This is a genomic window from Streptomyces sp. NPDC037401, from assembly GCF_055602345.1.
Genome location: NZ_JBVJWO010000036.1, coordinates 34,444 through 56,928, shown reverse-complemented (window position 1 = coordinate 56,928; position 22,485 = coordinate 34,444). Strand labels below are relative to the sequence as shown.

Here is a 22,485-nt window from a genome sequence, read left to right as displayed (position 1 = left end):
CGGTGCGCTTCGACGCATGCCTGGAGCCTTCGTGTCTGTACGACCAGTCAAGTCCTTCCACCGGTCCGTCGCCGTTGCGACCTTGCTCGCGGCTGGACTCACCCTCACCGCCTGCGGCGACGGTGATGCGGTCCGTCCCGCTGATTCCCGTGCCTCCGGGGCCGCGGGAAGTGACGGCTGCATCACCGATTTCGATCCGGCCAAGGACTACTTCCCCGTCAAGTCGACGGTGAAGCACGCGCAGAACTTCACCCTGCGGTACGAGAAGAGCTACCAGGTCCTCACGGTCAAGGAGCCTTTCCCCCAGGGCAAGCCGGAGTCGTACGTCCTGGTCAAGTGCGGGGCACCCAAGCCGGAGCTGAGCGGTGACCTCGCCGGGGCGCAGCAGATCACGGTGCCGGTCAAGAGCTTGTACTCGGCCTCGACCACGCACCTTCCGCTGCTGACTGAGACCGGCACCCTCGATGTCCTGACCGGTATGGCCAGCGGTGCCCTCGTCAGCTCAGCCGAGGTCCGCGAGAGGGTGAAGTCCGGCAGGGTGACCGAGTACGCCAAGGACAAGGTCATCGACACCGAGAAGGTCATCGCGGCGAAGCCCGATGTCCTGATGACCCAGGGCACCGACGATCCCCAGTACCCCAAGCTGCGCCAGGCCGGCGTCGGCGTCGTCGCCAACGCCGAATGGCTGGAGGCGAGCCCCCTCGGCCGCGCCGAGTGGGTCAAGGCCATGGCCGCGCTCACGGGGGCGGAGAAGCGCGCCGGAGAGGTCTTCGACACCATCGAGAGCGACTACCGGAAGGTCGCCGCCAGGGCGGCCAAGACCGTCGCGGCGGCCAAGCCCGTCAAGGTGCTGCCCGGCACGATGTACCAGGGCACCTGGAGCATGGCATCCGGCGGAAGCTACATGGGCAAGCTGATCAAGGACGCGGGCGGCAGCTACCCGTGGGCGGATGAGCCGGGAACCGGCAACCTCCAGTTGAACTTCGAGGCCGTCTATGCCAAGGCCGGCGACGCGCCCCTGTGGCTGGTCGGCCAGCCGTGGACGTCGACCGCCGACGCGGTCAAGGCCGACAGCCGCTACGGCACTCTGGGTGCCGTGAACGGGGGTGAGGTCTGGACGAACACCAAGGCGCAAGGCCCCGGCGGCGGCAACGACTTCTACGAGCGCGGCGTACTGCGGCCGGACCTGGTCCTTGCCGACCTGTTCGCCCTCCTGCACCCGGACCAGGCGGCGGGCCACACCTTCACCTTCTACGCCAAGGTGCCCAAGGCGTGATCACGCAGCAGGCCGCCCCGGCCGTCGCCCGGCGGGCACCTGCCCCGGCACCTGACCGGTCGGTGCCGGGGATCCGACGGCGCCTGGCCGTCACCAGCGGGCTGCTGGCCGGCACCGCGGTCCTGTTCGTTCTGACGATCGCCTTCGGCTCGTACCACATACCGGTCACCGATGTGGTGCGGGTGCTGCTCGGCAGCGAAGAGGCCGACCCGCGGTGGGTGGTGATCGTCGAAGAGGTGCGGCTGCCGCGTGCCCTGACGGCGACCGCCGTGGGCGCGGCGCTCGCGGTCGCCGGGGTCCAGATGCAGACCCTCTTCCGCAACGCGCTGGCCGATCCGTTTTCCCTCGGGGTCAGTTCCGGCGCGAGCCTGGGCGTGGCGGGCGTGGTCGTCAGCACGGGGGGTGTGGCGGGGACCTTCACCGGAAGCCTGGCCGGGCTGGGGCGCCTCGGAGTCGTGCTGGCCGCCTCCCTGGGGGCCGGTGCAGTGCTGGCACTGGTACTGCTGCTCTCCCGCTGGGTGCGCTCGGCGGTCACCCTGCTGGTCATCGGCGTCATGATCGGCTCTGCTGCCACGGCCGTGGTCAGCGTCATGCTCGTCTACGCGCAACCCGAGCGCGCCCAGCAGTTCGTGATGTGGGGGCTGGGCAGTTTCAGCGCCACGACCTGGCCCGACCTCACGGTGATGCTGCCGGTGATCGGCGTCGGCCTGGTCGCGGCGATGCTCACCACCAAGCGGCTGAACGCGCTGCTCCTGGGCGAGGACTACGCCCGCACCATGGGCCTGAACGTGAGGCGCAGCCGCGACCTCGCGCTCTTCGGCACCTCCCTGCTGGCCGGAGCGGCCACGGCGTTCTGCGGCCCGGTCGCCTTCCTGGGACTGGCCGTACCGCACCTGACACGGGTCGCGCTGGGCACCTCCGACCACCGGGTCCTGGTCCCGGCGTCGATGCTCGCCGGCTCGTTCCTCGCGCTGGCCTGCGCGCTGCTCAGCCAGCCGCCGGGCATGGACGCGGTGCTCCCTCTGAACGCGATCACCTCGATCTTCGGAGCACCGGTCGTCATCGCGTTCCTGATCCGCAGTCGCCGCGGACTGCAAGGAGTGACCCCATGACGGACACACACTCGACCACGCGCCCGGACACCGCCACGGTGGCTGGGCCCGATGGGGGAAGGCCCACCGAAAGCCGCGGGCTCGACACCAAGGACCTCACGGTGGGACACCGGATACGCGCCTCTTGGGGCAGGAGCAGTCGGCGTGCCGTGCTGTCGGGGTTGGATCTGGAGGCCCGCGCCGGTGAGTTGACCGTCCTGCTCGGCCCCAACGGCGCCGGAAAGTCAACGTTGCTGCGGACCTTGTGCGGGCTGTTGCCCCCGCTGGCCGGGCGGGTGGAGATCGACGGGCGGGACATCACCGAGGAGCCGCCCGCGGCGCTCGCGCGGCGCCTGGCCGTGGTCCTGACCGACAGGGTCGACGCCGGGCTGCTGTCGGCTCGGGAACTGGTGGCGCTCGGCCGCCACCCCCACACCGGTTTCACCGGCCGGCTCACTCCCGCCGACCACGCCGCCGTCCAGTGGGCACTGGGGGCGGTGGGCGCCGCGCACCTCGCGGACCGGCCGGCCGCCGAACTCTCCGACGGCGAACGCCAGCGGATCCTCACCGCTCGGGCCCTCGCCCAGGAACCGGACGTCGTCCTGCTCGACGAGCCGACCGCCTTCCTCGACGTGCCCTCGCGGGTGGCGCTCACCGTGCTCCTGCGCGACCTCGCCCGCGACAAGGGCCTCGCCGTCGTGGTCAGCACCCATGACCTGGAGCTGGCCCTGCGGGTCGCCGACGCCGTCTGGCTCGTCGACCGCGAATCCCGCGTACACACCGGCGCCCCCGAAGACCTCATCCGTTCGGGGGCCGTCGCCGCGGCCTTCGACGCCGACCACCTTGCCTTCGACCCGCGCTCGGGCAGCTTCGGGCTTCGCCGCCCGTCGCACACCACCGTGACCGTGGACGCCCCGCCCGACCTGCGTCCGCTGCTGGAACGCGCCCTGGCCCGCGAAGGGCTGGCCGTGCGAAGCGGCGGAACGTCCGAGGCAGCCCAGGTACGAGCCGACGACGACGGCCATATGACACTGCGCGGAGGGGACAACCCCATCGACATGGACATCGCCTCGTTCCACGAACTGACCCGGACGGTACGCACGTGGTGAACGACACGATCCCGTCCGAGCTGGCCGCCATCGGACCGTACTTCGCCGTCACCTGCGGAGATCGGCCCGACAGCGATGGCTTCCGGCCGCTCACCGAGCTGTACGAGGACCCCGGACCGCTGGAGGAGTACGTACGGGCCGTAGCGGGGCGGCTCGGCACCGACCAGCAGCGCGTGGCCGCCTCGACCCTCCACATCGGCACGGCCTCACGGCTCTGGTCGATCTCCCTTGCCACCGCCGCTCTGACCGGCCGCGTTCCCGACGTGGCCCCCGACCGGCTGTGGTGGCGCCAAGCACCTGCCGGCCCTGTCGACCTGTGGCTGCCCGACCCGCGAGGGCTCCCGGCACCGGACCTCTCCGAGGCTTTGCACGACAGTGTCCTCGTGCAGAATCTGCGCCCGCTCGCCGATGCCGTACACCGGGTCTGCGGCGTCTCGCCGCACGTGCTGCGCGGCAACGAAGCCTCGGCCCTCATCGGCGCCGCGCGGGTCCTGCGGGCCCGCGCCCCGCACACTCCGCATCCCGTCCACCCCATTGTCCGCGCGCTTTGCGCCCGCCCGCCGCTGGCCGGCGCAGGAGTCCTGGACATCGCGCACGACCACACGATCACCTTCCGCCGCCGCAGCTGCTGTCTCTACTACCGCGTGCCGGGTGCCGGTACCTGCGGCGACTGCGTCCTCAACCACAGGAAGCCAACCTCATGACCACCAGCGAACCGGCAGTCCTCGAAACCCTGGGCGGCGGGACCGAGCACGTCTGGGCCCTGCCCACCGACGAGGCCACCCTCCTCGACCTGATCACCACCGTCTTCACCGACCACTGGCAGCAGATCAACTTCGGACCCGTCATCGAAGGCGCCGCCTGGGAAGTCGGGGCTCCCTGCGCCCCCACCGCCATCACCATGAACGACGGATACGCCACCATCGACTTCGACGCCTGGCACTTCCACCTGTGCATCGGAGAACACACCGCCTCAGGCCCCGAACTCGGCCGCATCCGACGCTGCTCCCGCGCCGAGCTCTACCGCAGCATCGGATCCGCTGGGACGCCCGTCAGCTGGGGACTGCGCCTGTTCAACGGACGGGACGAACAGATGATGACCGTCCTGCTGCCCAACCCCTTCCTCACCGACCGCCAGGGCATCCGGGACGCCCCCGACTTCAGCCGACTCGCGGCCTGGGACGCCCTGCGCCTGCGCTTCCTCGGCTTGCCGGCCGACCCTCTCGACCGCGCGGGCAAGGGCTTCGCCCACAGCGGCTGAAGCCCCGTGCCGGCTGCGCGGCGGCCCCTGCGACCTCCGCCGGGCAGGACTGCGGCTTCGCACATCGGCCCCGGAGCGGCACGGCCAGGCGTTGGACGGTGGTTGTGGGCGACACGTACGAGCCAGGGTCGCGGTAAGCGTTCGCTTAGCCGCATCCGGCGCAATAGGGCCGGCAGCGCCAGGAGAGAGGGCAGGGAACCTGATGCCGGTCATCGACGCGTGGATGCAGCACCCTACGCTCCGTCACTCCGACCATGAGATGTTCGAGTCGTTGCGCCGGTGGACGGGACAGGGCCTATTGGAGGAGGCGTTGCCTGTCAAGGCCACGGTGGCTGCGATGGCCGCGGCCGACGTCGAGATCGGACTCTCGGCGGCCTGGTACGGGCCCAAAGGGCCCCTGATCGGCAACGACGAAGTGGCCGAGTTCGCTGCCCAGTCCGAGGGACGACTGCGCGGGTGGCCGGCGCGGATCTCACCCGACCCGTCCAGGCCGTGCGGGAGCTGCGCCGGGCCGTGGAAGAACTCGGCTTCGTGGCCCTGCGGATCGTGCCCTGGCTGTGGCAGGCGGTCGCTGTCAGTGGCGGCTCCTAGGGTGCGGGGCATGGGAATGGTCACGTTCATCGACGACAGTCCTGCCGGGAGCGGTGCCCACGGCCGGGGCGTGGAGGTCGCCGCGGACCGGCTCTCGGTGCGGGAGCTGATCCGGATGCGGGTCTCGCGGAGCGCCGCCGATCCGAAGGCGTGCACGGCGCTGGCGCTGAGCGCGTTCCGGCGCAGCGGCTTCCTGGTGCTGGTCGGCAACCGCCGGGTGCGGGACCTGGACGAGGAGATCGACCTCAGGTCCGGCACCGAGGTGACGTTCCTGAAGCTGGCGCTGGCAGGGGTCTGACGGCAGTGGTACGGGTGCGACAGGTTTCGGGAAGCCCCCGCAGGGGCGTTCCAGCATCCGGCGCCGCAGGCCGTCGTAGACGGGTGCGTTCTCCAGCCGGTGGGCGGTCAGTGTCGCGGCGAAGCAGGCGACCGACGTCGGGACGATGAGCGGGGTGGCGCCGGTCAACACCACGACCAGGACGACGCCGGTGACCGGAGCCCGTACGACCGCGGCGAACAGGGCTGCTCGGGAGTGGAAGATCTTGGACCTCGATGTGCCTGGCCCAGAGGCCGACTGGCCGGACGCACCCGTCTCGGCGTGTGCGAACCCGAACCCTGCATTGCAGACAAGTATGTGGTGGTACGTCTCGGGCCTGTTCCGCGTGGTGGCAGGCCTTGCACCGCCGCTGGAGGCCGTGGCAGGTCGGCTGAAGCTGACGACCGAGCAGGGCTGGGAGGAACTGGCTTCCGTCGATGTCGCGATGGTCCGGATCCGTGGCGTGCACTTTGCCCACCACCGCATGGAGGACAGTCCGATGACGGACACCGTCGTGTCCGTCATCAACGAAACCGAGGACGACGATGCAGCGATCGACATCCTGCTCGCCGCCCTGGGCATAAGCCGCGAGGCGCTGACGTTCACCGGAGACCTGCGCAGCGGCCAGGTCGAGTGGCTGCCGGCAGCACATCCCCCGACCTGACCTCCACGAGGCCGGGCCTCACCGTATGGTCTCCCTCCCCACCACCCGGAGTACATTCCAGGGACCTGTTCATCGACTTCTTCTGAACCTCAGCCCCGCTGGTTGAGAGCGCGGTTCACGCCGAGGTGGCGCTCGGATGTTGAGCGGCATTCTGTATGAGCAGGAACGGGTGGCTTGGCGACAGTCGATGCCGGTCCACGGCAGAGCCGCTCTGATCACCGGTCGGGCGAATGCCGGGCCGGCCGCTCGCCTCGTGGGTGGCTCGGGTTGGATGACCCAGTGGCGAGCCGGCCAAGCCGGTCGGCCTGAGCGGTTGTCTGCTGGGGCCCGAAGGCGCGCGGTTGCGCGGCTGCGGGCCCGTGGGGGTGCTGCTCAGCGGGCGATGGTCCACTGCTGGCCCTGGGAACCGTCGCAGGTCCACACGCCGAGCTTCTTGTAGTCCTCGTGGTAGGTCAGGCAGTCCTGGTCACTGATCCTGATCTGGTAGGTGTCGCTCTTGATGGGGATGACCTGCCACTTCTGGGTGGCGCCGCCCTTCCAGGTGGTGATGGACGCGAAGTAGGTGCTCGTGTTCTCGGAGAGGACCGGACCGAGGCCGTTGGCGATTTCGTAGCGGCCGCCGCCCGCCTCCTTGAACGACCACGTGGAGTTGGTGTCACCCAGCTTCCCCGCGACCACCGTCGAGCCGGAGGCGGCGTTCGTCGCGGCAGCCCCGAGGTTGTTGACGGTCTTCAGGCGCACCGGGACTCCGACGGGCGGGCGGCCTGATCCGGAGGGCGTCGTTGTCGCGCTGTCGGCGCGGAAGTCGGGACGGGGGCCGGGCTGGGCGGGTACGCCCGGCGTGATGGGGGTGCCGCCGGGACCGGGCGTCTCGCCCTTGGGGACCCCGGGGGTCGTGGCCGGCACCATCGTGGGGCGGAAGTCGACGGTGGAGCCGTTGCGGTCCCACAGGCCGTAGAAGCCCCAGTTGATCCATCCGCCGTCGCCGTGGTTGGTGAAGCTGCCGCCGCCGGAGAAGATCCATATCCGGTAGGTCTGGTCCTCGCGCGAGGTCGCGTCGTTGTACTCGATGTCGCCTTGGTACGCCACGTCCTTGAGGTTCGCGGTGTAGGGGTGGACGAACCAGGGGTCCCCGAAGGCGTTCTTGCCCTTGACGTCGAAAATCATGATGTTGTAATTGCCGCCGGTGTGGTTCGTCAGCATCTCGAGCAGGCCCTTGACGAACCCCTCGCGGGCCAGCTTCTTGGCCTCACCGCTCTGCTTGGACGCCAGAATGCACCACGACAGCGCGCCGGTGCCGAAAGACCCCGGCGACACGGCGGCCGCGGCGTTGCAGTTCTCGACGGGCCCGTTGACCGAGCCGTCCGCGAGTGCGGGATGTGCCAGCCCCCCGACCGCCAGGGCACTCACACAGACAGCGGCCAGAACCGACGGTTTCCTTCTCGAACGCACGGCTTCTCCTCAAGGGCTGGCGAGCACAGCTACGTGCGCCAAGAGCCGTGAAAGGGGCGTCGAGGTACACCCGGTTCCGGACAAACGTCATCCGGTCACAGCGACGGGGGCTGCAACCCGAAGGGAGCGGCTGTGGATCACGAGGGTCTCGATGGGGCGACGGGTGCGACCGGCCCGCTGGCGCGACCGGGCCCACGGGCGTGACCGGTGCTACCGGGCCGGCAGGTACGGGTGAGGTCACCGAGGTCTCCGGGCCGGCCGTATCGGTGCCCGCAGACGGAGCCAACGGCTCGATCGCCATCTGTCCGGACGGCCGGCGAGCCGTTTCCGGCGGGTACAGCACCAACCGTCCGGGGCTCGTGTCCAGTGTCAGCCGGCTCAGTACCGCCAACAGCGGTCTCTCGGTTTGGTGACAGCGGTGTGAGAGACAGTGGGCTCTGGTGTGTTGATGCTGGTCGGGGGCTGTTTCGGGGTGTGTGGTCACTGTCCGTGCAGGACCACCTCAAGTCGGTGTTCGCCAAGACCGCGACGAACAACCGCAGAATGCTGCCGGCCCGCGCACTCGGAACGTGAACCGCGGGCCCGCTACCCCGCCTGCTTGACGCAGGTCCGGTCCCTCGCCGGCAGCTTGCCGGTGGCCAGGTACCGGTTGACCTGGTCGTCCACGCACGCGTTGCCGTAGTGCCCGAAGAGGGCGTGCCGGTTGGCGCCCTCGAGGGTGACCAGCCTGGAGCTCGGCAGCTGCTTGTGCAGCTCGACGCTTCCCTTGTACGTCGTGCGCGGGTCGCCGGTGGCGGCGACGATCAGTGCAGGGGCATCGCGCCGCACCCGGGTGGGCTCTTCGCGCGGCGAGTCCCAGAAGGCGCACGGGTTGATGTTGTTGGTGAGAGCGCCGAACAGCGGGTGCGCGGTGCGGTTGCGCTCGATGTCCCGCCAGTAGAGCTCGGGATCGCGGGCGGCGGCCACGTCCCCGCAGATCACGGCGGACTGCGCGCCGGTGGGCTCGCCCTCACCGCGCAGCACGTACCGGAGCTCCGGGACGAGCATCGGCGGCACCGTCGTCGGCCGGCCCTCCGCGGCTTTGGCCAGTACGGAAAGCAGCTCGCCGAACGACGCCCGCGCCGCGGCGGTGTCGTCCGCGATGCCCGAGAAGAGGAGGAGCGGCACCTGGCTGTCGTCGATCCGGAAGGCATCGGCGCCGGCGCCGATGGTCAGCGGACCGCGCGCGGCCGCCGCTACGATGCGGTCGACGGCGGCGAGCACCTCGGCGCGGCTGCGGCCGAGGCCGTAGGTGCCGTGGTGCTCCGCGGCCCAGTCGGCCCAGTCGGACAGCGCCTTCTCGTTCTCGCGCTCGGTGCCCTTCAGCAGCCGGGGGCGGTAGTCGCTCGGGTTGATCGCCCCGTCCAGCACCATCCGGTCGTGGCGGCCGGGGAACATCTGCGTGTAGACCGTGCCCAGGTAGGTGCCGTACGAGTAGCCCAGGAAGGAGATCTTCCGCTCGCCGAGCGTGCCGCGGATGACGTCCATGTCGCGGGCCGTGTTGCGGGTGGTGATGTGGGGGAGCACCGCGGCGTCGGTGGCCCGGCACTTGTCGGCCAGGCTCTTCTGCAGGGCGACCTGGCGGTCGAAGCCCGCCCGGCCGGTGCCGGCGGACAGCCAGGTCATGCCGACGGGCAAGCCGCAGTCCAGCGCGGTGCTGCGCCCGATGAAGCGCGGGTCGAAGCCGACGATGTCGTAGCGCGCGCCGACCTCCTTCATCGACGCACGGGCCTGCGGCGGGGACTGGAGCGCGGGACCGCCCGGACCGCCGTTGTTGAGGAGGATCGCGCCGATGCGGTGGCGGGTGTCGGTGGCCTTGAGCCGGGAGATCGCCACGGTGATCGTGCGCCCCCGGGGGTCGGCGTAGTCCAGGGGCACGGTCACGTCCGCGCACTGCACGCCTGCCTGGTCCAGATCGCGGCCCGTGGTGTCGTCGTGGCCCTTGATGCAGCTGCCCCAGCCGAGGTGCTGGCGGTAGTACCGGTCCAGTCCGGCCCCGGAGCTGCCCTGGGCGGGGGTCTCGGCGGCCGTGGCCAGGACGGGGGAGGACGTGAGGCAGGCGGCGAGGGTGAGGCCCACGGCCAAGGTGCGGCGTGCGGCGGGGCTGACAGTGGTCACGGGGTCTCCTTGAGCATCGTCCGCTTCGTGTGATCGCATGCCCCGAGGCTAGGAACCCGCCCTGGTACGGCACATCGCCCAAGAGCACGAGGACCCCGGTCCCGTCCACCCCCGGTCCGGGACCTGCGGCCCGGTCCGGCCTCCTCCTCCGGGAGGAGACCGTCGGCAGGGCTGCGCTGAAGGCCGTCCCGGCCCTCAAAATCCACGGCCCTTCAAGAACCCCGCCAACACCCTTTGATGAGGAAATCCGGAGCCGAATGCGTCACATCCCGTGACCGAAAGTCATGATGGTGACAGAGATGCCGCTTTCCCGGGCATCGTGCCGACCGGGCCTCCACGGAGCGTGGCCGCGGTTGTCGGAGCTCCGTGGAGGCCCGGTCGGCGTGTGATGGAGGCTGCCCTCGGCCTCAGGGCCGTCCTCGCGGGCTCAGACGACCGCCCCCGTCCCCCTCTCCTTCTTCCTCCGCGCCTCCAACGGGCTGTTCCCGTCAGGGACTTCCTTCGCGGCGCGGCGGCCCCGTGCCGGTGCTGGTGGCGGGTTGCGGTGTTCCAGGGCGATCGCGATCGGGACCGCGGTGAAGATGGTCGAGGCGATGCCGACCAGGACGCCCGCGATCAGCGCCACGGAGAAGTCCGCCAGCGAGTCGCCGCCCAGTACCGCCAGTGCGGTCAGGATGAACAGGGCTCCCATGCCCGTGTTCACCGTGCGCGGGAGTGTCTGGAGCACAGCGTGGTTGGCCGTTTTCTCCAGGTTGCCTCGTGGGTCTCGGCGGCGCGCTTCGCGGACGCGGTCGAAGACGACCACCGTGTCGTTCACGGAGTAGCCGATCACCGTGAGCAGCGCCGCCAGGAAGACGCTGTCCACCGGCCTGCCCAGCCAGGCGAACAGGCCCACCACGAGGAGGACGTCGTGGACCATCGCAGAGACTGCCGCTGCCGCCAGGGTCCAGCGGAACCGCGCGCTGAGGTAGATCAGTTGGGCGGCCACCGCGATGCCCAGGGCCAGGAGCGCCTTCTGGCGCAGTTCGCTGCCGAGGCTCGGGCCGATCTGTTCGTCACGCTCCACCGTGACGGTTCCGCCGGGCTTCTCCAAGGCCGCCTTGACGCGCTGCTGTTCGTCGTCGGTGAGCTTCTCCGTGCGTACGGTGATGTCGCCGTCGCCGGACTCCTGCACCACCGCGCGCGGGAACCCCGCGTCGGACACGGCGTTCCGGGCCGTGTCCGCGTCGACGGACCTGCTGGTGCTGTACTCGACGAGGCGGCCGCCGGTGAACTCCACTCCGAAGTCCAGTCCGCGGATGAAGATTCCTGCGACGGCCACCGCCACCAGGAGTGCGCTCGCGCCGAGCCAGCGGCGACGGTGGCGGACCAGGTTCGGGTTGCGGCGGGACAGCCACGTGCGGACTCGGCCCGTCGAGGCCATGCCCGTCAGACCGGGGCGCTTGCGTACGAAGCTGCGGGCGACGGCGAAGTCCGCGAGCGCGCGGGTGATCACGAGCGCCGTGAGCATCGATGCCAGGACGCCGATGCACAGGGTGACCCCGAAGCCCTTGACCGGGCCCGTGGCGAAGAAGAACAGCAATCCCGCGGCGAGCAGCGTCGTCACGTTCGAGTCGATCACCGCGCTCCATGCCTTCGCGAAGCCGGTCTTCACCGGCTTCGCCAAGTCCTTGGAACGGACGCCCAGGTACTCCTCCCTGGCCCGTTCGAAGACCAGGACGTTCGCGTCCACCGCCATGCCGATCGCCAGGACGAACCCGGCGAGCCCCGGCAGCGTGAGCGTCGCGCCGAGCGCCACCAGAGCGGCGTACGAGATGAGGCCGTACAGCGCGAGGGCCAAGGCGGCGAGCGCGCCAAGGAGCCGGTAGACGACGGTGATGAACAGCGCGGTCAGGGCGATGCCGATGAGCGCGGCCTTGGTGCTCGCCTCGATTGCGTCGGCGCCGAGCGTCGGGCCGACCGTGCGCTGCTCCACGACGTCGAGGGGCACCGGCAGCGCGCCGCCCTTCACGAGCGCCGCCAGGTCGCGCGCCTCGGCCCGGCCGAAGTCGCCGCTGATCTGCGTGGAGCCGCCGATGATACCGGTCCCGCACACCACGTCCGCGTTGACGTCGGGCGCCGAGATGATCTTGTTGTCGAGGGTGATGACGACGCGGCGTTCCGGAGCGCCCTGAGGCGCGCAGGCCGCGTCCGAGGTGATCTTCGCCCAGGTGTCGCCCGCACCCTTGCGGAAGTCGAGGGAGACCATCCAGCCGTTGAGCGACTGTTGGTCCAGGACTGCCTCGGCGTCCTTGACCCCCTCGCCGGTGAAGGCGGTGGGGCCCAGCTTCAGGTGGTTGCCCGGCTGGTCCGGGTCGGGCAGGGTGCGCGATCCGTCGGCCTCGGGCTTCGCGGAGCCCTTGTCGGCCGTCGATCCCGTCACCGGGTGGACCGTCAGCTGTGCGGTGCGGCCGATGACCTCGGCGGCCTTGCGTGGGTCCTGCACTCCGGGCAGTTCGACGATGATCCGTTTCTCGCCGGAGCGGGCGATGCCGGGTTCGGAGACGCCGAGGGCGTCGACGCGCTGCCTGAGGACCTCCAGCGCGCGCTCGGTGGATGCGGCATCGGCCTTGACGGTGGGTGAGTCCCGGGTCTCCAGGACGATCTGGGTACCGCCGCGCAGATCGAGGCCGAGGCGGGCGGATTGGGTGAGGGCGATGTAGAGGGACAGCGCGACGGCTGCCAGCGCGACGATCGCCCTCCACAAGGATGGGCGGGACAAGGGTGCGCGAGACATGCGTACTCCACGATGAGGGCAGGACGGAGGGACGCGTGACCGGCCCCGCGCGGTGTGCGCCGGGTCAGAAGGGTCAGGCGTCGATGACGGTCTGCGTGCTCATCGGTGGGGCGGGCCGCGCGGAGCGGCTCTGTTGCGGCACGCGTCCCCCCGTCCCTTCGGTGCTCGTCGGGTGCGCACGGCGCGGCCCCGCCCTGTTCAACGTATGGGGCGCCCCGGTCCGTTCCGTGTTCCTCGGCAATTCTTCGGAAGCCGAAGGCTTCAGCAACAGCGCGAAACCCGGCGGGTTCGCCGCCCCCGACTTGCTCCGAACCCGCTCCTGGTCCTCCTCCAACAGCGTCCAGACCTCGATCAAGTCCTCCGGCTCCCACTCCTGCCGCACTCCGCGCTCCCTCCGGTCTTCGTGACCGGACCAACGTCGCCGAGCGGCTCCTCAGGAATTCGGAAAGATCGAAAACCCGGACAAGCCCACCCCGGATTTGCAACAGAGAGCTACTTGTCACTTCGTGGCAGCTTCGGGAGGACAGGGCCGAGTCGGCCGCCTTTCAGCTCGGGCATGTACTCGCAGATCGTCTTGCGGGAGACGCCGAGGAGCTTGGCGATCGAGGCGACGGTGTTGTCCGGGCGGGTGAGCAGGTCGCGGGCGTGACGGATCTGTTCCTCAGTCATGGCCGGCGGGCGGCCGAGGCGGGCGCCGCGGGCGCGGGCGGCGTCCAGGCCCTCGTTGGTGCCCTGGACGATGAGTTCTCGGATGAACTCCGCGAGGGCGGCGAAGACGTGGAAGACCAGGCGTCCGCCCGGGGTGGTGGTGTCGAGTGCCTCGTGCAGCGAGGTGAAGCCGATGCCGCGCCTGCGCAGGCCGACACGATGGCGATGAGGTCCTGGATGGAGCGGCCGAGCCGGTCCGGTGGCGGGACGGCGAGGGTGTCGCCTTACCGGAGGTAGTCGAGGGCCTTCCACAGTTCGTTGCGTCGACAGCCGTCTCACCTACCTCGACCGCTGGCCGCCCTGCTGCACCGGCGCGTCGACGCCGAGCTCCGGCACGACGTCTCGGTGTCGTGCTGCGGTCCGGAGCGTGGGGCCCGTGCCTGCCGTGACTCACGCCGCCGTGGTGCGGAACGTGCTGGGGCTGAGGCCCTTGTGGCGTTTGAAGGCGGTGCTGAAGCCGAAGGCGTCGGCGTAGCCGACGGTCTTGGCGATCTGGGCGATGCTGAGGTCGGTGTCGGCCAGGAGTGCCTCGGCGTCGTCCATGCGGCACTCGGTGAGGTAGGTGAGGGGCGGACGGCCCATCAGCTCGGTGAAGCGCCGGGCGAACAGAGCCCGGGAGACGCCGGCTTGAGCGGCCAGCGACGCGACCGTCCAGCTCTCGGCGGGCCGCCCGTGGAAGGCGTGCAGGGCGGGGGCGAGAACCGGGTCGGCGAGGCCGCGGTACCATCCGGGCGCGTCGGCGCCCGCCCGGTCGAACCAGGTGCGCAGCGTGCAGACCAGAGTCCAGTCGAGGAGCCGGTCCATCAGCGCCTGCGAACCGGCGGAGAGCCGGGCGGCGTCGGCGGCGGAGTTCTCCAGCCAGGCGCAGACCTCGGCGTCCTCGGTGATGACCAGGACGGGCGGCAGGGCGCGCAGGAGCCGTTCGTGGCGGTGCCCCGAGGCTCGGTAGGCGCCCACGATCAGCGCGGTCGCTCCCTCCGGGCCGGTGCCCCAGTGGATGCCGTCGAGTTCCTGGCCGGTGCACGCGGCGTCCGCGGTGAAGCAGTTGATCTCGTACGCGGTGTGGGGGCGGTGGACAGTGGCAGGCTCGTCCGCGAGGCGGAACCGTGCGGGGCCCCGGACGATGGCCGTGTCGCCCGCGCCGATCGCCCGCTCGGTGCCGTCGGACAGCAGCAGCGTGCCGCCACCGCGCAGCACGCTGACCATGGTGAGCGGAGCGGCGTCGGCGAAGGTGATACTCCAGGGCGCCGTCAGGACGGCATGGCTGACGACCGAGCCTTCGGCCCGGATGCCGCTCAGCAGTGAACTCAGAGGATCCACAGCGCAATCGTAGACGATCTCCTATGTCCTGGAGAGTTTCTCCCATGGATCATCTACGGTGCCGCGGTTGTACTGGACTCACTGCACAGATCGAGCCCTCGGGAGACACCGTGCCGCAGCACAGCAGTGACACCAGGACAGCCCTCGTGGTCGTCGCGCACCACCGCAGCGATTCCCTCACCGCCCACACCGCCCGCCGCGCGGCTGCCCAGCTCGAGGCCGCCGGATACCGCATCGACCTGCTCGACCTGCACGCCGAGGGGTTCGACCCGCGGATGAACGTGGAGGACCAGCCGGACTGGGGCAACCGGGAGAAGCCGTACTCGGACGAGACGCACGCCCACATGCGGCGGATCCTCGACGCCGATGTCGTCGTCGCCGTCTTCCCGGTGTACTGGCAGAGCGTGCCCGCCGTCCTCAAGGGATGGATCGACCGCGTATGGAACTACGGGTTCGCCTACGGCCGCAGCAATCCCCGCCTGGCGGGCAAGCGCATGCTGTGGCTGGCTCTGGCCGGCGCCACCGCCGACGACCCCGTCGCGGAGTCGATGCAGTCCGTCCTCGAGTCCAACCTGAGCGACGGTATCGCCTACTACTGCGGCTTCTCCCGCTCCACCGTAGGCCTGCTCCTGGACGCGGAGGAGCGGCCGCAGCGCATCGACGCCGAGGGCAATCTGCTGGTCGGCGAAGCGGTCGCCGGCGCCGAGCGGGAGGCGCAGTACACCGATTTCGACCGTCGGGCACGGAAGTTCGTGGGGGAGTTCCTCGCGGACGAACTCGTCGCGGCCTGAGGGCCTCCGGATCCCGTGGGCTGACACTGCGGCAGTACGCGCGGGACCTGGTGGCCCGGCTCGCCTGCCAGGCACCCCGGGTCCAAGTGCGCGATCCAAGCGAGCCTTCGCCGGAGCGGGCGGGGCGGTCCTGGCAGCGGGCGCGCACCGCCTGCCCCACCGCGGGGAAGCCGCATTCCTCCGGCTGAACGAGGCGTGGGCCCGGCGCGGCGGACCGGGCCTCGCCGACTGGTTCGCGACGGTGCCACGGCAGACCGGTCTGCCGGAGGTGAGGTGGACGGACTTCCTCACCGAGATCCAGGAGGGCTTCGGCCCGGCCCGCTTCCGGCTGGCACACCAGGGCGTTCCAGGGCGCCTGCCGTTCCCAGGTCACCGTGGACGACGAGGTCCGCCACTTCGTCCTCCGCGACGGAGCCCTCGACATCACGAGTCCGCCCCACGACTGCGATATGTGATACGCGATCCGCGATCCGGCGTGAGCCCCTGGACGTGTCTTCGCCGCCCCGCCCCGGCCCGGATCCGGAAGAAGCCAGTCGCGCCCACGCCCATGTGCCCGTAGGGTGCGCAGGTTGTCGTGGAGGAGAGGTGGTTCGGAGCGTGGCACCCAGGGCAGTGACGCGGGAGCAGTTGGCGGGTGCGGCGCGGGCCGCGCTGGGCGGCGGACGGCGGCTGGAGGCGGTCGAACGGCTCGCGGGCGGCAGCAAGAAGGGCGTGTACCGCCTGGTGATGGACGACGCGACGACGGCGATCGCCTATCTGTGGGACGATGCCGAGAACTACTGGCCGGCGGCACAGGGCGACGACGACCTCACCGACCCGTTCTCGCCGGGCCTCGGGCTCGACCTGTTCACGGCCGCGCACGCGCGCCTGGACGCGCTGGGGGTCCGCGTCCCGGCGATCCGTCTAGCCGACGGCGACGGCGTCCACTGTCCGGCGGACCTCGCGATCGTCGAGGACCTCCGGGGGGAGACCCTGGAGGAGTTGCTCGCCCGCGACGCGGGCGCGGCCGCTCCGGTCATGGCCCGGCTCGCTGAGTCGTTGGAGGCGATGCGCGGCCACCGGGCACCGGCGTACGGCAAGGTGGCCGTGGTCGACGAAGGCGGAACATCGCGCGGTACGTCCTGCGAGGGGGTCGTCCTCGACCGCGCCCTGCGGGACCTCGCCGAGGCCGCCTCGCGCGATCCGCGCATCGAGGACGCCCGCGGCCGGCTGGAGGAGCGGCTGCTGGGCCTGTCGGCGGCGGTGCGCCCGCGTGCGGAGTACGCGGTCGTGCACGGCGAACTGGGCCCCGACCACGTACTGGTGGACGCCGACGGGAACCCCGTGGTGATCGACATCGAGGGGGTGACGTATTTCGACGTCGAGTGGGAGCACGTGTTCCTGCGGATCCGCCTCCAGGACGCCTACGAGCGGCTGGGCGTGAGCGGACTGGACGAGGACCGGCTCGCGCTCTACACGCTCGCCCAGCGGCTCTCGCTGACGGCGGGTCCGCTCCGGCTGCTCGACGGGGACTTCCCCGACCGGGTGTTCATGGCGGGCATCGCCGAGTACAACCTGAAGCAGGCGCTGGAACTGGTCCGCGCCTGACGACACCGCCCGTCAGCGCGCGGCACCGTCCGCCGGCACACGGCCGAGCGCCGCCCGGCCCGCGGGTCCCCCAGGCCGGCTTGCCGCCGGGAAGGCCCCGTTCCCCGCTCTGGCCCATCAGGACGAGGAAGAGGCTCTTCAGAGCGGCCGGCCCCCGGGCCCGCCGGATCGTGGCCCGGTCCGCGCGCGCGTACGCCTCGAAGAACCGCGGGGCCGTCCCGCGGGAAGGAGCAGTCACGCGGCCGCCAGGTCCCACGCAGGATCGCCGGCGAACATGTCGCCGAAATCGACCACACCAGAGAGCGTCCCGTCGGAGACGACGACGTTCGAGGGGTGGAGGTCACCGTGCAGCCATACCGGCGGGACCTTCCCACGCGGGGGCCGCGACGGCGTCGTCCCGACCTCCCGGACGGCCCGGACGTCGGCGGCGAGGCCGCCGGGGTCAATGGCCCGGAGGAAGTCCTCGAAGTCGGTCATGCGAAGTCACCGTACGTGCACCGACCGGTCAGAAGTCGTCCTCGTCGTCCGGGTCGAAGCCCCAGGCGTCGCTCGGGCACGGCAGCGGTTCGTTGGCCCAGCCGGCCGCCAGGACGAGGCGGGAGGTGCGGTGGACGGCGAGGAAGCCGAAGGGGCGCTGGAACGAGGCGTGGATGCGGCGGGTTCGGTACCGGATGCGGGCGGTGCCGCAGCCCACCGCCATCCCCAGCGCGGTGACGGCCGACGCCTCGAATCCTTCGGCGTCGAACCGGGCGACGGCGGCCTGGTGGGCCGAGCCGACCGCCACGGGGACGCTGCTGATCCCGGGGAAGTGCCCAGAGCGGCCGTCCGCGGCCGTCTCCAGGCCGAACAGCAGGGCCTGCTCCAGCAGGTCGTGGGTGCCGGTGACGGAGAAGGCGACCGTCTCGACGTCCAGCCGGGGTTCGCGGTCGAGCGACAGCTGCGTGCCGATCGTCAGCCCCGGGCCGGGTGAACCGTCGGGCAGGGCGTAACCGTCGACCGTGCGGACGGCGCGGGTCACGGCGTCGATGCCGCCGCTCACCACGTCGCCGGGCCGGGCGCCGGGTTCGCCCAGGACGAGGTGGACGTCGACTCCGGTGGTGCCGACGACTTCCAGCAGGGTGAGCGGGCCGCAGGCCGCCTCGGCCACCCGGACCCGGTCGAGGAGGGAGGTTCCGCGGTAGAGCCCGAGGGCCTCGCGTCCGGCCCACGGCCCCTCGGTGAAGTCGGCCGGTACCGCGCTGAACGGTTTGATCCACTTCGTTCGCAGGCCGAGGGCCGAGGCCAGGACCATGGGCGGGTCCGCGTCGAGGGGCACCGGCATGTGGTCGACCCGGCCGTCTGTCTGCCGCTCGGCCCAGCCGTCGAGCGCCTTGCGGTCGGCGTCGGCGTCGCCGGTGAGCACCCCGTGCGTCCCGTGGGGCAGTCGGTCGGCCCACGCCTCCTCCAGTGGCAGTTCCCGGCTCGTCCACAGCCCGGTCGCCGCGGCGAGACCGCGGACACCCTTCAGGCCGGCGAGGAGTTCCCGGGCCGCATGGGCCGCGTCTGCCGCCGGGAGGCCGACGGCTTCGGCGAGTTCACCGCGGGCCCGGCCGCCCGCGCCGTCCGCGAGGAGCGCGAGCAGCGGCCACACTCCCGCGGCCGTCAGCACAGTGCCCTGCTCTCCGGTCACCACGGCCCCGGCCCAGTGCTTCGTCAGCCGGTTGACCGCGCGTGTTGTTACGTCTCTCATTCAGGGGAGGGTACGCACCGACGGACGAACAAGCATCCGGATTGGTCGCGGGCAACGGCGCTCGCCCGACGCCGGGAGGGTGCGGAGGCAACTCCCGGCGTCGCGCCATCAGTCCAGACCACTCACACCGCTCAGGGCGTGAGTTCGAGTGCGGTTGCCCGGCCGGGTGATCTTCTGGTGGTCTGGGCACGAAGGCAGGGCCTCCCGAACAGCTCGTGGGTGTCGAATCCATCCGAGCGTCAGGAGGCCCTGGTGCTGCGGACTTTCGTGCTGTCCACCGGGTCGTCCAACTCTCCTTCCCGGTCGTGTGACTGCCTCGCCCACATGTACGGGAACGCGGGCGATCGTCCGGGCCGGGAGCCCCGGTATCCGTCGGACATGACGGACGCGGAATGGGCCGAGGTCCGTGCCGCACTTGCGGTGCCGGCCTGGTTGGAGGGCCGGGGCGGGCAGCCGGAGGGCAATTGCCACCGGCAGATGGTCGACGCGGTCCGCTACCTGGTCGCGGGCGGTATCTCCTGGCGGTCGATGCCCGCGGACTTCCCCGCGTGGGATCGCGTTTACGCCTTCTTCCTACGCTGGCGCGACAAGGGCCGGACGGCCGAATTCCGCGACCGGCTGCGGGACCGGATCCGTGAAGCGGCCGGCCGCGACCGGGAGCCGACGGCGGGCATCATCGACGCGCAGTCGGTGATGGCGGCTGCGTCGGTGCCGGCCGCGCCCCGGGGTTTCGACGGCGGCAAGAAGGTCCGCGGCCGCAAGCGTCACATCGTGGTGGACACCCTCGGCCTGCTACTGGCCGTCGTGGTCACGGCCGCGTCCGTCACCGATCGAGACGCGGGACAGACACTGCTGGCTCGGCTGCGCGGACGGCACTGGCTTGACCTTCGACCGCACGCCCTTCACCTTCGCGGGCACAGGCTCCAGCCCTACCGCCACCGCGAGTTCCCGACAGTCCAAAGTCCGTCGCATCCGGGCCGCGTCGACCCGGCCCTTTGCGAGGGCCGCGTAGAGCCCTCCGTGCCCACGACGGTGCGACGCGATCCACTGACGCGGACGGCGGGGCCGTACGGCCCCGCCGTCCGCGGACGAAGGCGGTGCTCCTCCGCGGGGGTGGGGGGGCACCGCCTTTCAGGCGGGACCGGTCGTGCTGGTGGGCGGTGCCTGCTGGTAGAGCGTCATCAGCACGCCGTGCACGGGCTGGTCCTCTGCGTCCTCCTCGAGTTGGTCGACCAGTCGGGCGAGCGTCTCGCCGAGTTCTCTTGCCTTCGCCGGGCTGAGGCGCAGGTGGCGCAGTGTCAGGTGGGCCTCGGCGGGTGAGCGGTCCAGCTCCTGGGCGAACGCTGCGAGCATCGCGGCGGTGCCTGCCGCCTGGGGTTCGGCGACGACCATGTCGCTGGCCGTGCGCTGGTGGTACTGCTCGGTGCCGCCGCGGACTTGGCGGGTCTCGGCGATGTGGATCAGCCCGGCTTCGCGGAGCACTTTGAGGTGGTGGGCCACGTTGCCCTTCTTCGCGTCGAGCTGCGCTGCAAGCTGGGCGGTGGTGGCGGGCCGCTGGCCGAGGGCGAAGAGCAATCGCTGGCGCAAGGGGTGGGCGAGTGCCGCGAACTGCTCAGGCGCACCGATTTCGAGGACGTCCTCAGGAGGCGGCAGGTAGGGAGGCTGGTCTCGCATACCCAAAGTGTCTAACTATTTGACGCTTTCGCAAGGGTGGTGCTCTACTCCCCTGCCATGACGACTCTGACGAAGCTTCAACCCGCCCCTGTCATCGACGAGATGTCCCGGCTGCTGACCGAGAACTACGTATTCCCGGAGATAGCCGAGCAGCTCGCCGGCCTGCTGCAACGACGCCTCGCCGAGGGCGCCTACGACGTCGACGACGCCGAGGAGCTCGCCCGGCTGGTCACCGCGGACCTGCAGTCCGTCAACGGCGACCGGCACCTGAGACTGAAGCACCACGCCGACCCGGTGCCCCCGAAGCAGGGGGCGGCGACCCTGGACGCGATGCGCCGGGACTTCGAGGCTTCGCTGGGCGGTGCGCCCCGGACGGAGCTGCTCGACGGAGGGGTCGCGGTGGTGGAGCTGGCACCGATGCTGTTTCCGCTGGAGTGGGCCGCCGAACCGCTGGGCGCCGCCCTCACCCTGGTCTCCCGTGCCCAGGCGTTGATCGTGGACCTTCGCGGCAACAGGGGCGGCGACCCGGATACGGTCGCCTTCGTCTGCAGCTACCTCCTGGACGAGCGCACGCACCTCAACACCATGCACTGGCGCGGGGGCGAGAGCCGCGAGCAGTCCTGGAGCCTGCCGCACGTGCCCGGTGCGCGCTTCGGTGGCAGCAGGCCGTTGTACGTGCTGTCCAGTGCAAGCAGCTTCTCTGCCGCGGAAGAGCTGGCGTACGACCTCCAGCAGCTCGGCCGCGCCGTGGTCGTCGGGGAGCCCACCCGTGGCGGCGCGCATCCGTGCAAGGGCTGGACGGTGCACCCGCATCTGGAAGCCACCGTCCCCACTGGCCGTGCGGTCAATCCCGTCTCCGGCACGAACTGGGAAGGAGTCGGTGTGCAGCCGGACGTCCCGTGCGCCGCTGCCGACTCCCTCGCCCGCGCCCACGCGCTGGCCCTGGCCCGACTGGCGGGCTGACCCGGTTGCCCACGCCCTCGTAGGGTTCGCTTCCCTGGCTGACTTCGAGCCGCAACCGTGATCCGGACACGGCGGCACTGTCCGGAACGCTCCGGTGTTTCCAATAATCGATCTTGATCCGGTCGCGGATGTCGGCCGACGATGGCATGCCGACCAGGCATTCGATCGGCGTGTGTTGTCACTGTCGAGGAACTGCTGCTGCAACTGGCCGGGTTGCGGATCGAGCGGGTGGAGACCAGCCCGGAGGCGCTTCGGGTCACTGCTGTGACAGGGACGACATATCCCGGGTTTGTCCGGGATGCGGGCAGGTGTCGCAGTGGACGCATTCGCGGTACGTGCGTCGTGTCGTGGACGAGGCGGTGGGCGGGCGTCCGCTGGTGATCGACTTGTCCGTGTGGCGGTTGTGCTGCGAGAACCCGGACTGCCTGAAGCTGACGTTCGTCGGGCAGGTCGACGGTCTGACGGAGCGGTATCAACGACGCCCCCCGGCGCTGCGGCGGGTGGTCGAGGCGGTCTCGGTGGCTCTGGCCGGCTCGGCCGGCGCCCGGCTGCTCACGGTCCTGCACCCCGCAATTGTCCGGAGCGACGGTGCTGAACTGCCCGGTGCGGATCGCTCTGCCGGACCGGCCGGTGCCGCGGGTGGCCCGGTCGGACGGTTGGGGGATGGCAGTGGGGATTCCGCGGTGGTGGGGATGGTTCCGGGTGGCGGGGAACGGGTAAGCGTGGTCCGCCAGGACGGCTTTCGGAGGGGTCCGTGGTCTTCCAGGTCCGCTACGCGGGAGTCGGATGGCAGCCGTCATTCTCTTGAAGGCAGGAGCGTGACCCGCCTGGCCTGCGGAGACGCTCAGAGCCAGAGCTCGTGCACGGCCGTCGCCGGCGGGGCGGACTTTCGTGCTCGGGCTACCGCGGGAGCGTCCGGGGGCGTGGTTCTCCGGTTCGTCCCGGCCCGGCGCCCCTGGCGGTGGCGGTGTGCGCAGAAACTCGGATTTTCCGTACAACCCGCCGGGCCGTTCCGCGGTC

At 70.9% G+C, this 22,485-nt stretch carries 18 protein-coding genes and 3 pseudogenes; 12 read left to right on the top strand and 9 right to left on the bottom strand.

Translation table 11 applies throughout. The features are described from left to right. The first annotated feature begins 31 nt into the window (after positions 1-31). The 7 genes from ACZ7H1_RS30425 to ACZ7H1_RS30395 all read left to right on the top strand — a co-directional run bounded on the left by ACZ7H1_RS30425 (position 32) and on the right by ACZ7H1_RS30395 (position 5,626). The gene (locus ACZ7H1_RS30425; protein ID WP_470791001.1) at positions 32-1,276 is read left to right on the top strand and encodes an ABC transporter substrate-binding protein; all 1,245 of its coding nucleotides are present in this window, start codon (positions 32-34) and stop codon (positions 1,274-1,276) included. Next, positions 1,273-2,388: a FecCD family ABC transporter permease gene (locus ACZ7H1_RS30420; RefSeq protein WP_470791000.1), complete on the top strand. Its 1,116-nt coding sequence runs from the start codon at positions 1,273-1,275 to the stop codon at positions 2,386-2,388. The genes ACZ7H1_RS30425 and ACZ7H1_RS30420 overlap by 4 nt, the downstream gene beginning before the upstream one ends. 149 nt (positions 2,389-2,537) lie before the next feature. Continuing rightward, positions 2,538-3,476, top strand: a complete 939-nt coding sequence (locus ACZ7H1_RS30415) for an ABC transporter ATP-binding protein (protein WP_470790999.1) — start codon at positions 2,538-2,540, stop codon at positions 3,474-3,476. Then, a complete protein-coding gene (locus ACZ7H1_RS30410; RefSeq protein ID WP_470790998.1) occupies positions 3,470-4,180 on the top strand; it encodes a (2Fe-2S)-binding protein in 711 nt (236 codons plus the stop codon). The genes ACZ7H1_RS30415 and ACZ7H1_RS30410 overlap by 7 nt, the downstream gene beginning before the upstream one ends. Then, positions 4,177-4,737: a DUF7676 family protein gene (locus ACZ7H1_RS30405; RefSeq protein ID WP_470790997.1), complete on the top strand. Its 561-nt coding sequence runs from the start codon at positions 4,177-4,179 to the stop codon at positions 4,735-4,737. Before ACZ7H1_RS30410 ends, ACZ7H1_RS30405 begins: the two co-directional genes overlap by 4 nt. Before the next feature lie 456 nt (positions 4,738-5,193). Continuing rightward, a complete protein-coding gene (locus tag ACZ7H1_RS30400) occupies positions 5,194-5,328 on the top strand; it encodes a hypothetical protein (protein WP_470790996.1) in 135 nt (44 codons plus the stop codon). Between the two features lie 10 nt (positions 5,329-5,338). Next, a complete protein-coding gene (locus ACZ7H1_RS30395) occupies positions 5,339-5,626 on the top strand; it encodes a ubiquitin family protein (protein ID WP_470790995.1) in 288 nt (95 codons plus the stop codon). 162 nt (positions 5,627-5,788) lie between these two features. Here the strand turns inward: ACZ7H1_RS30395 and ACZ7H1_RS30390 are convergent. Further along, positions 5,789-5,848 (bottom strand): annotated as a pseudogene (locus ACZ7H1_RS30390) (hypothetical protein); the annotation flags it as partial. Between the two features lie 22 nt (positions 5,849-5,870). Between ACZ7H1_RS30390 and ACZ7H1_RS30385 the strand changes: the two are divergent. Beyond that, positions 5,871-6,308, top strand: a complete 438-nt coding sequence (locus ACZ7H1_RS30385) for a hypothetical protein (protein WP_470790994.1) — start codon at positions 5,871-5,873, stop codon at positions 6,306-6,308. A 372-nt stretch (positions 6,309-6,680) separates the two neighbouring features. Here ACZ7H1_RS30385 and ACZ7H1_RS30380 read toward each other — a convergent pair whose 3' ends face one another. The 5 genes from ACZ7H1_RS30380 to ACZ7H1_RS30360 all read right to left on the bottom strand — a co-directional run bounded on the left by ACZ7H1_RS30380 (position 6,681) and on the right by ACZ7H1_RS30360 (position 14,721). Then, complete coding sequence (locus ACZ7H1_RS30380) at positions 6,681-7,718, bottom strand: RICIN domain-containing protein (protein ID WP_470790993.1); 1,038 nt, start codon at positions 7,716-7,718, stop codon at positions 6,681-6,683. 627 nt (positions 7,719-8,345) lie between these two features. Continuing rightward, a complete protein-coding gene (locus ACZ7H1_RS30375; protein WP_470790992.1) occupies positions 8,346-9,917 on the bottom strand; it encodes an alpha/beta hydrolase in 1,572 nt (523 codons plus the stop codon). Between the two features lie 427 nt (positions 9,918-10,344). Continuing rightward, the gene (secD, locus tag ACZ7H1_RS30370; protein WP_470790991.1) at positions 10,345-12,693 is read right to left on the bottom strand and encodes a protein translocase subunit SecD; all 2,349 of its coding nucleotides are present in this window, start codon (positions 12,691-12,693) and stop codon (positions 10,345-10,347) included. Between the two features lie 492 nt (positions 12,694-13,185). Further along, positions 13,186-13,653, bottom strand: a complete 468-nt coding sequence (locus ACZ7H1_RS30365) for a recombinase family protein (protein ID WP_470790990.1) — start codon at positions 13,651-13,653, stop codon at positions 13,186-13,188. Between the two features lie 138 nt (positions 13,654-13,791). Beyond that, the gene (locus ACZ7H1_RS30360) at positions 13,792-14,721 is read right to left on the bottom strand and encodes an AraC family transcriptional regulator (RefSeq protein WP_470790989.1); all 930 of its coding nucleotides are present in this window, start codon (positions 14,719-14,721) and stop codon (positions 13,792-13,794) included. Positions 14,722-14,831: 110 nt separating this feature from the next. On the opposite strand from ACZ7H1_RS30360, the gene ACZ7H1_RS30355 reads away from it, so the two are divergent. Next, positions 14,832-15,512, top strand: coding sequence for an NAD(P)H oxidoreductase (locus ACZ7H1_RS30355; protein ID WP_470790988.1), 681 nt, complete (start codon positions 14,832-14,834; stop codon positions 15,510-15,512). Between the two features lie 612 nt (positions 15,513-16,124). After that, on the top strand, positions 16,125-17,099 hold the full coding sequence (locus ACZ7H1_RS30350) for a phosphotransferase family protein (protein WP_470791017.1): 975 nt from the start codon (positions 16,125-16,127) through the stop codon (positions 17,097-17,099). A 12-nt stretch (positions 17,100-17,111) separates the two neighbouring features. Here ACZ7H1_RS30350 and ACZ7H1_RS30345 read toward each other — a convergent pair. Both ACZ7H1_RS30345 and ACZ7H1_RS30340 read right to left on the bottom strand, forming a co-directional pair. Then, positions 17,112-17,567 (bottom strand): annotated as a pseudogene (locus ACZ7H1_RS30345) (phosphotransferase); the annotation flags it as partial. A 37-nt stretch (positions 17,568-17,604) separates the two neighbouring features. Then, entirely contained in the window at positions 17,605-18,828 is a 1,224-nt protein-coding gene (locus ACZ7H1_RS30340) for a serpin family protein (RefSeq protein WP_470790987.1), read from the bottom strand. Between the two features lie 324 nt (positions 18,829-19,152). On the opposite strand from ACZ7H1_RS30340, the pseudogene ACZ7H1_RS30335 reads away from it, so the two are divergent. Continuing rightward, positions 19,153-19,689, top strand: a pseudogene (locus ACZ7H1_RS30335) (IS5 family transposase); the annotation flags it as partial. Between the two features lie 270 nt (positions 19,690-19,959). Here ACZ7H1_RS30335 and ACZ7H1_RS30330 read toward each other — a convergent pair. Then, the gene (locus ACZ7H1_RS30330; RefSeq protein ID WP_470790986.1) at positions 19,960-20,502 is read right to left on the bottom strand and encodes an ArsR/SmtB family transcription factor; all 543 of its coding nucleotides are present in this window, start codon (positions 20,500-20,502) and stop codon (positions 19,960-19,962) included. A 57-nt stretch (positions 20,503-20,559) separates the two neighbouring features. Here ACZ7H1_RS30330 and ACZ7H1_RS30325 point away from each other — a divergent pair, with 57 nt between their 5' ends. Continuing rightward, positions 20,560-21,465 (top strand): S41 family peptidase, encoded by a 906-nt coding sequence (locus ACZ7H1_RS30325; RefSeq protein ID WP_470790985.1) that lies wholly within the window; start codon positions 20,560-20,562, stop codon positions 21,463-21,465. Positions 21,466-22,485: the final 1,020 nt, after the last annotated feature.

Excerpts from the sequence above, each read along its gene's own strand:
- ACZ7H1_RS30325 (WP_470790985.1), top strand. The coding sequence starts at position 20,560 with ATGACGACTCTGACGAAGCTTCAACCCGCCCCTGTCATCGACGAGATG.
- secD (WP_470790991.1), bottom strand. The coding sequence starts at position 12,693 with ATGTCTCGCGCACCCTTGTCCCGCCCATCCTTGTGGAGGGCGATCGTC.
- ACZ7H1_RS30405 (WP_470790997.1), top strand. The coding sequence starts at position 4,177 with ATGACCACCAGCGAACCGGCAGTCCTCGAAACCCTGGGCGGCGGGACC.
- ACZ7H1_RS30395 (WP_470790995.1), top strand. The coding sequence starts at position 5,339 with ATGGGAATGGTCACGTTCATCGACGACAGTCCTGCCGGGAGCGGTGCC.
- ACZ7H1_RS30340 (WP_470790987.1), bottom strand. The coding sequence starts at position 18,828 with ATGAGAGACGTAACAACACGCGCGGTCAACCGGCTGACGAAGCACTGG.
- ACZ7H1_RS30330 (WP_470790986.1), bottom strand. The coding sequence starts at position 20,502 with ATGCGAGACCAGCCTCCCTACCTGCCGCCTCCTGAGGACGTCCTCGAA.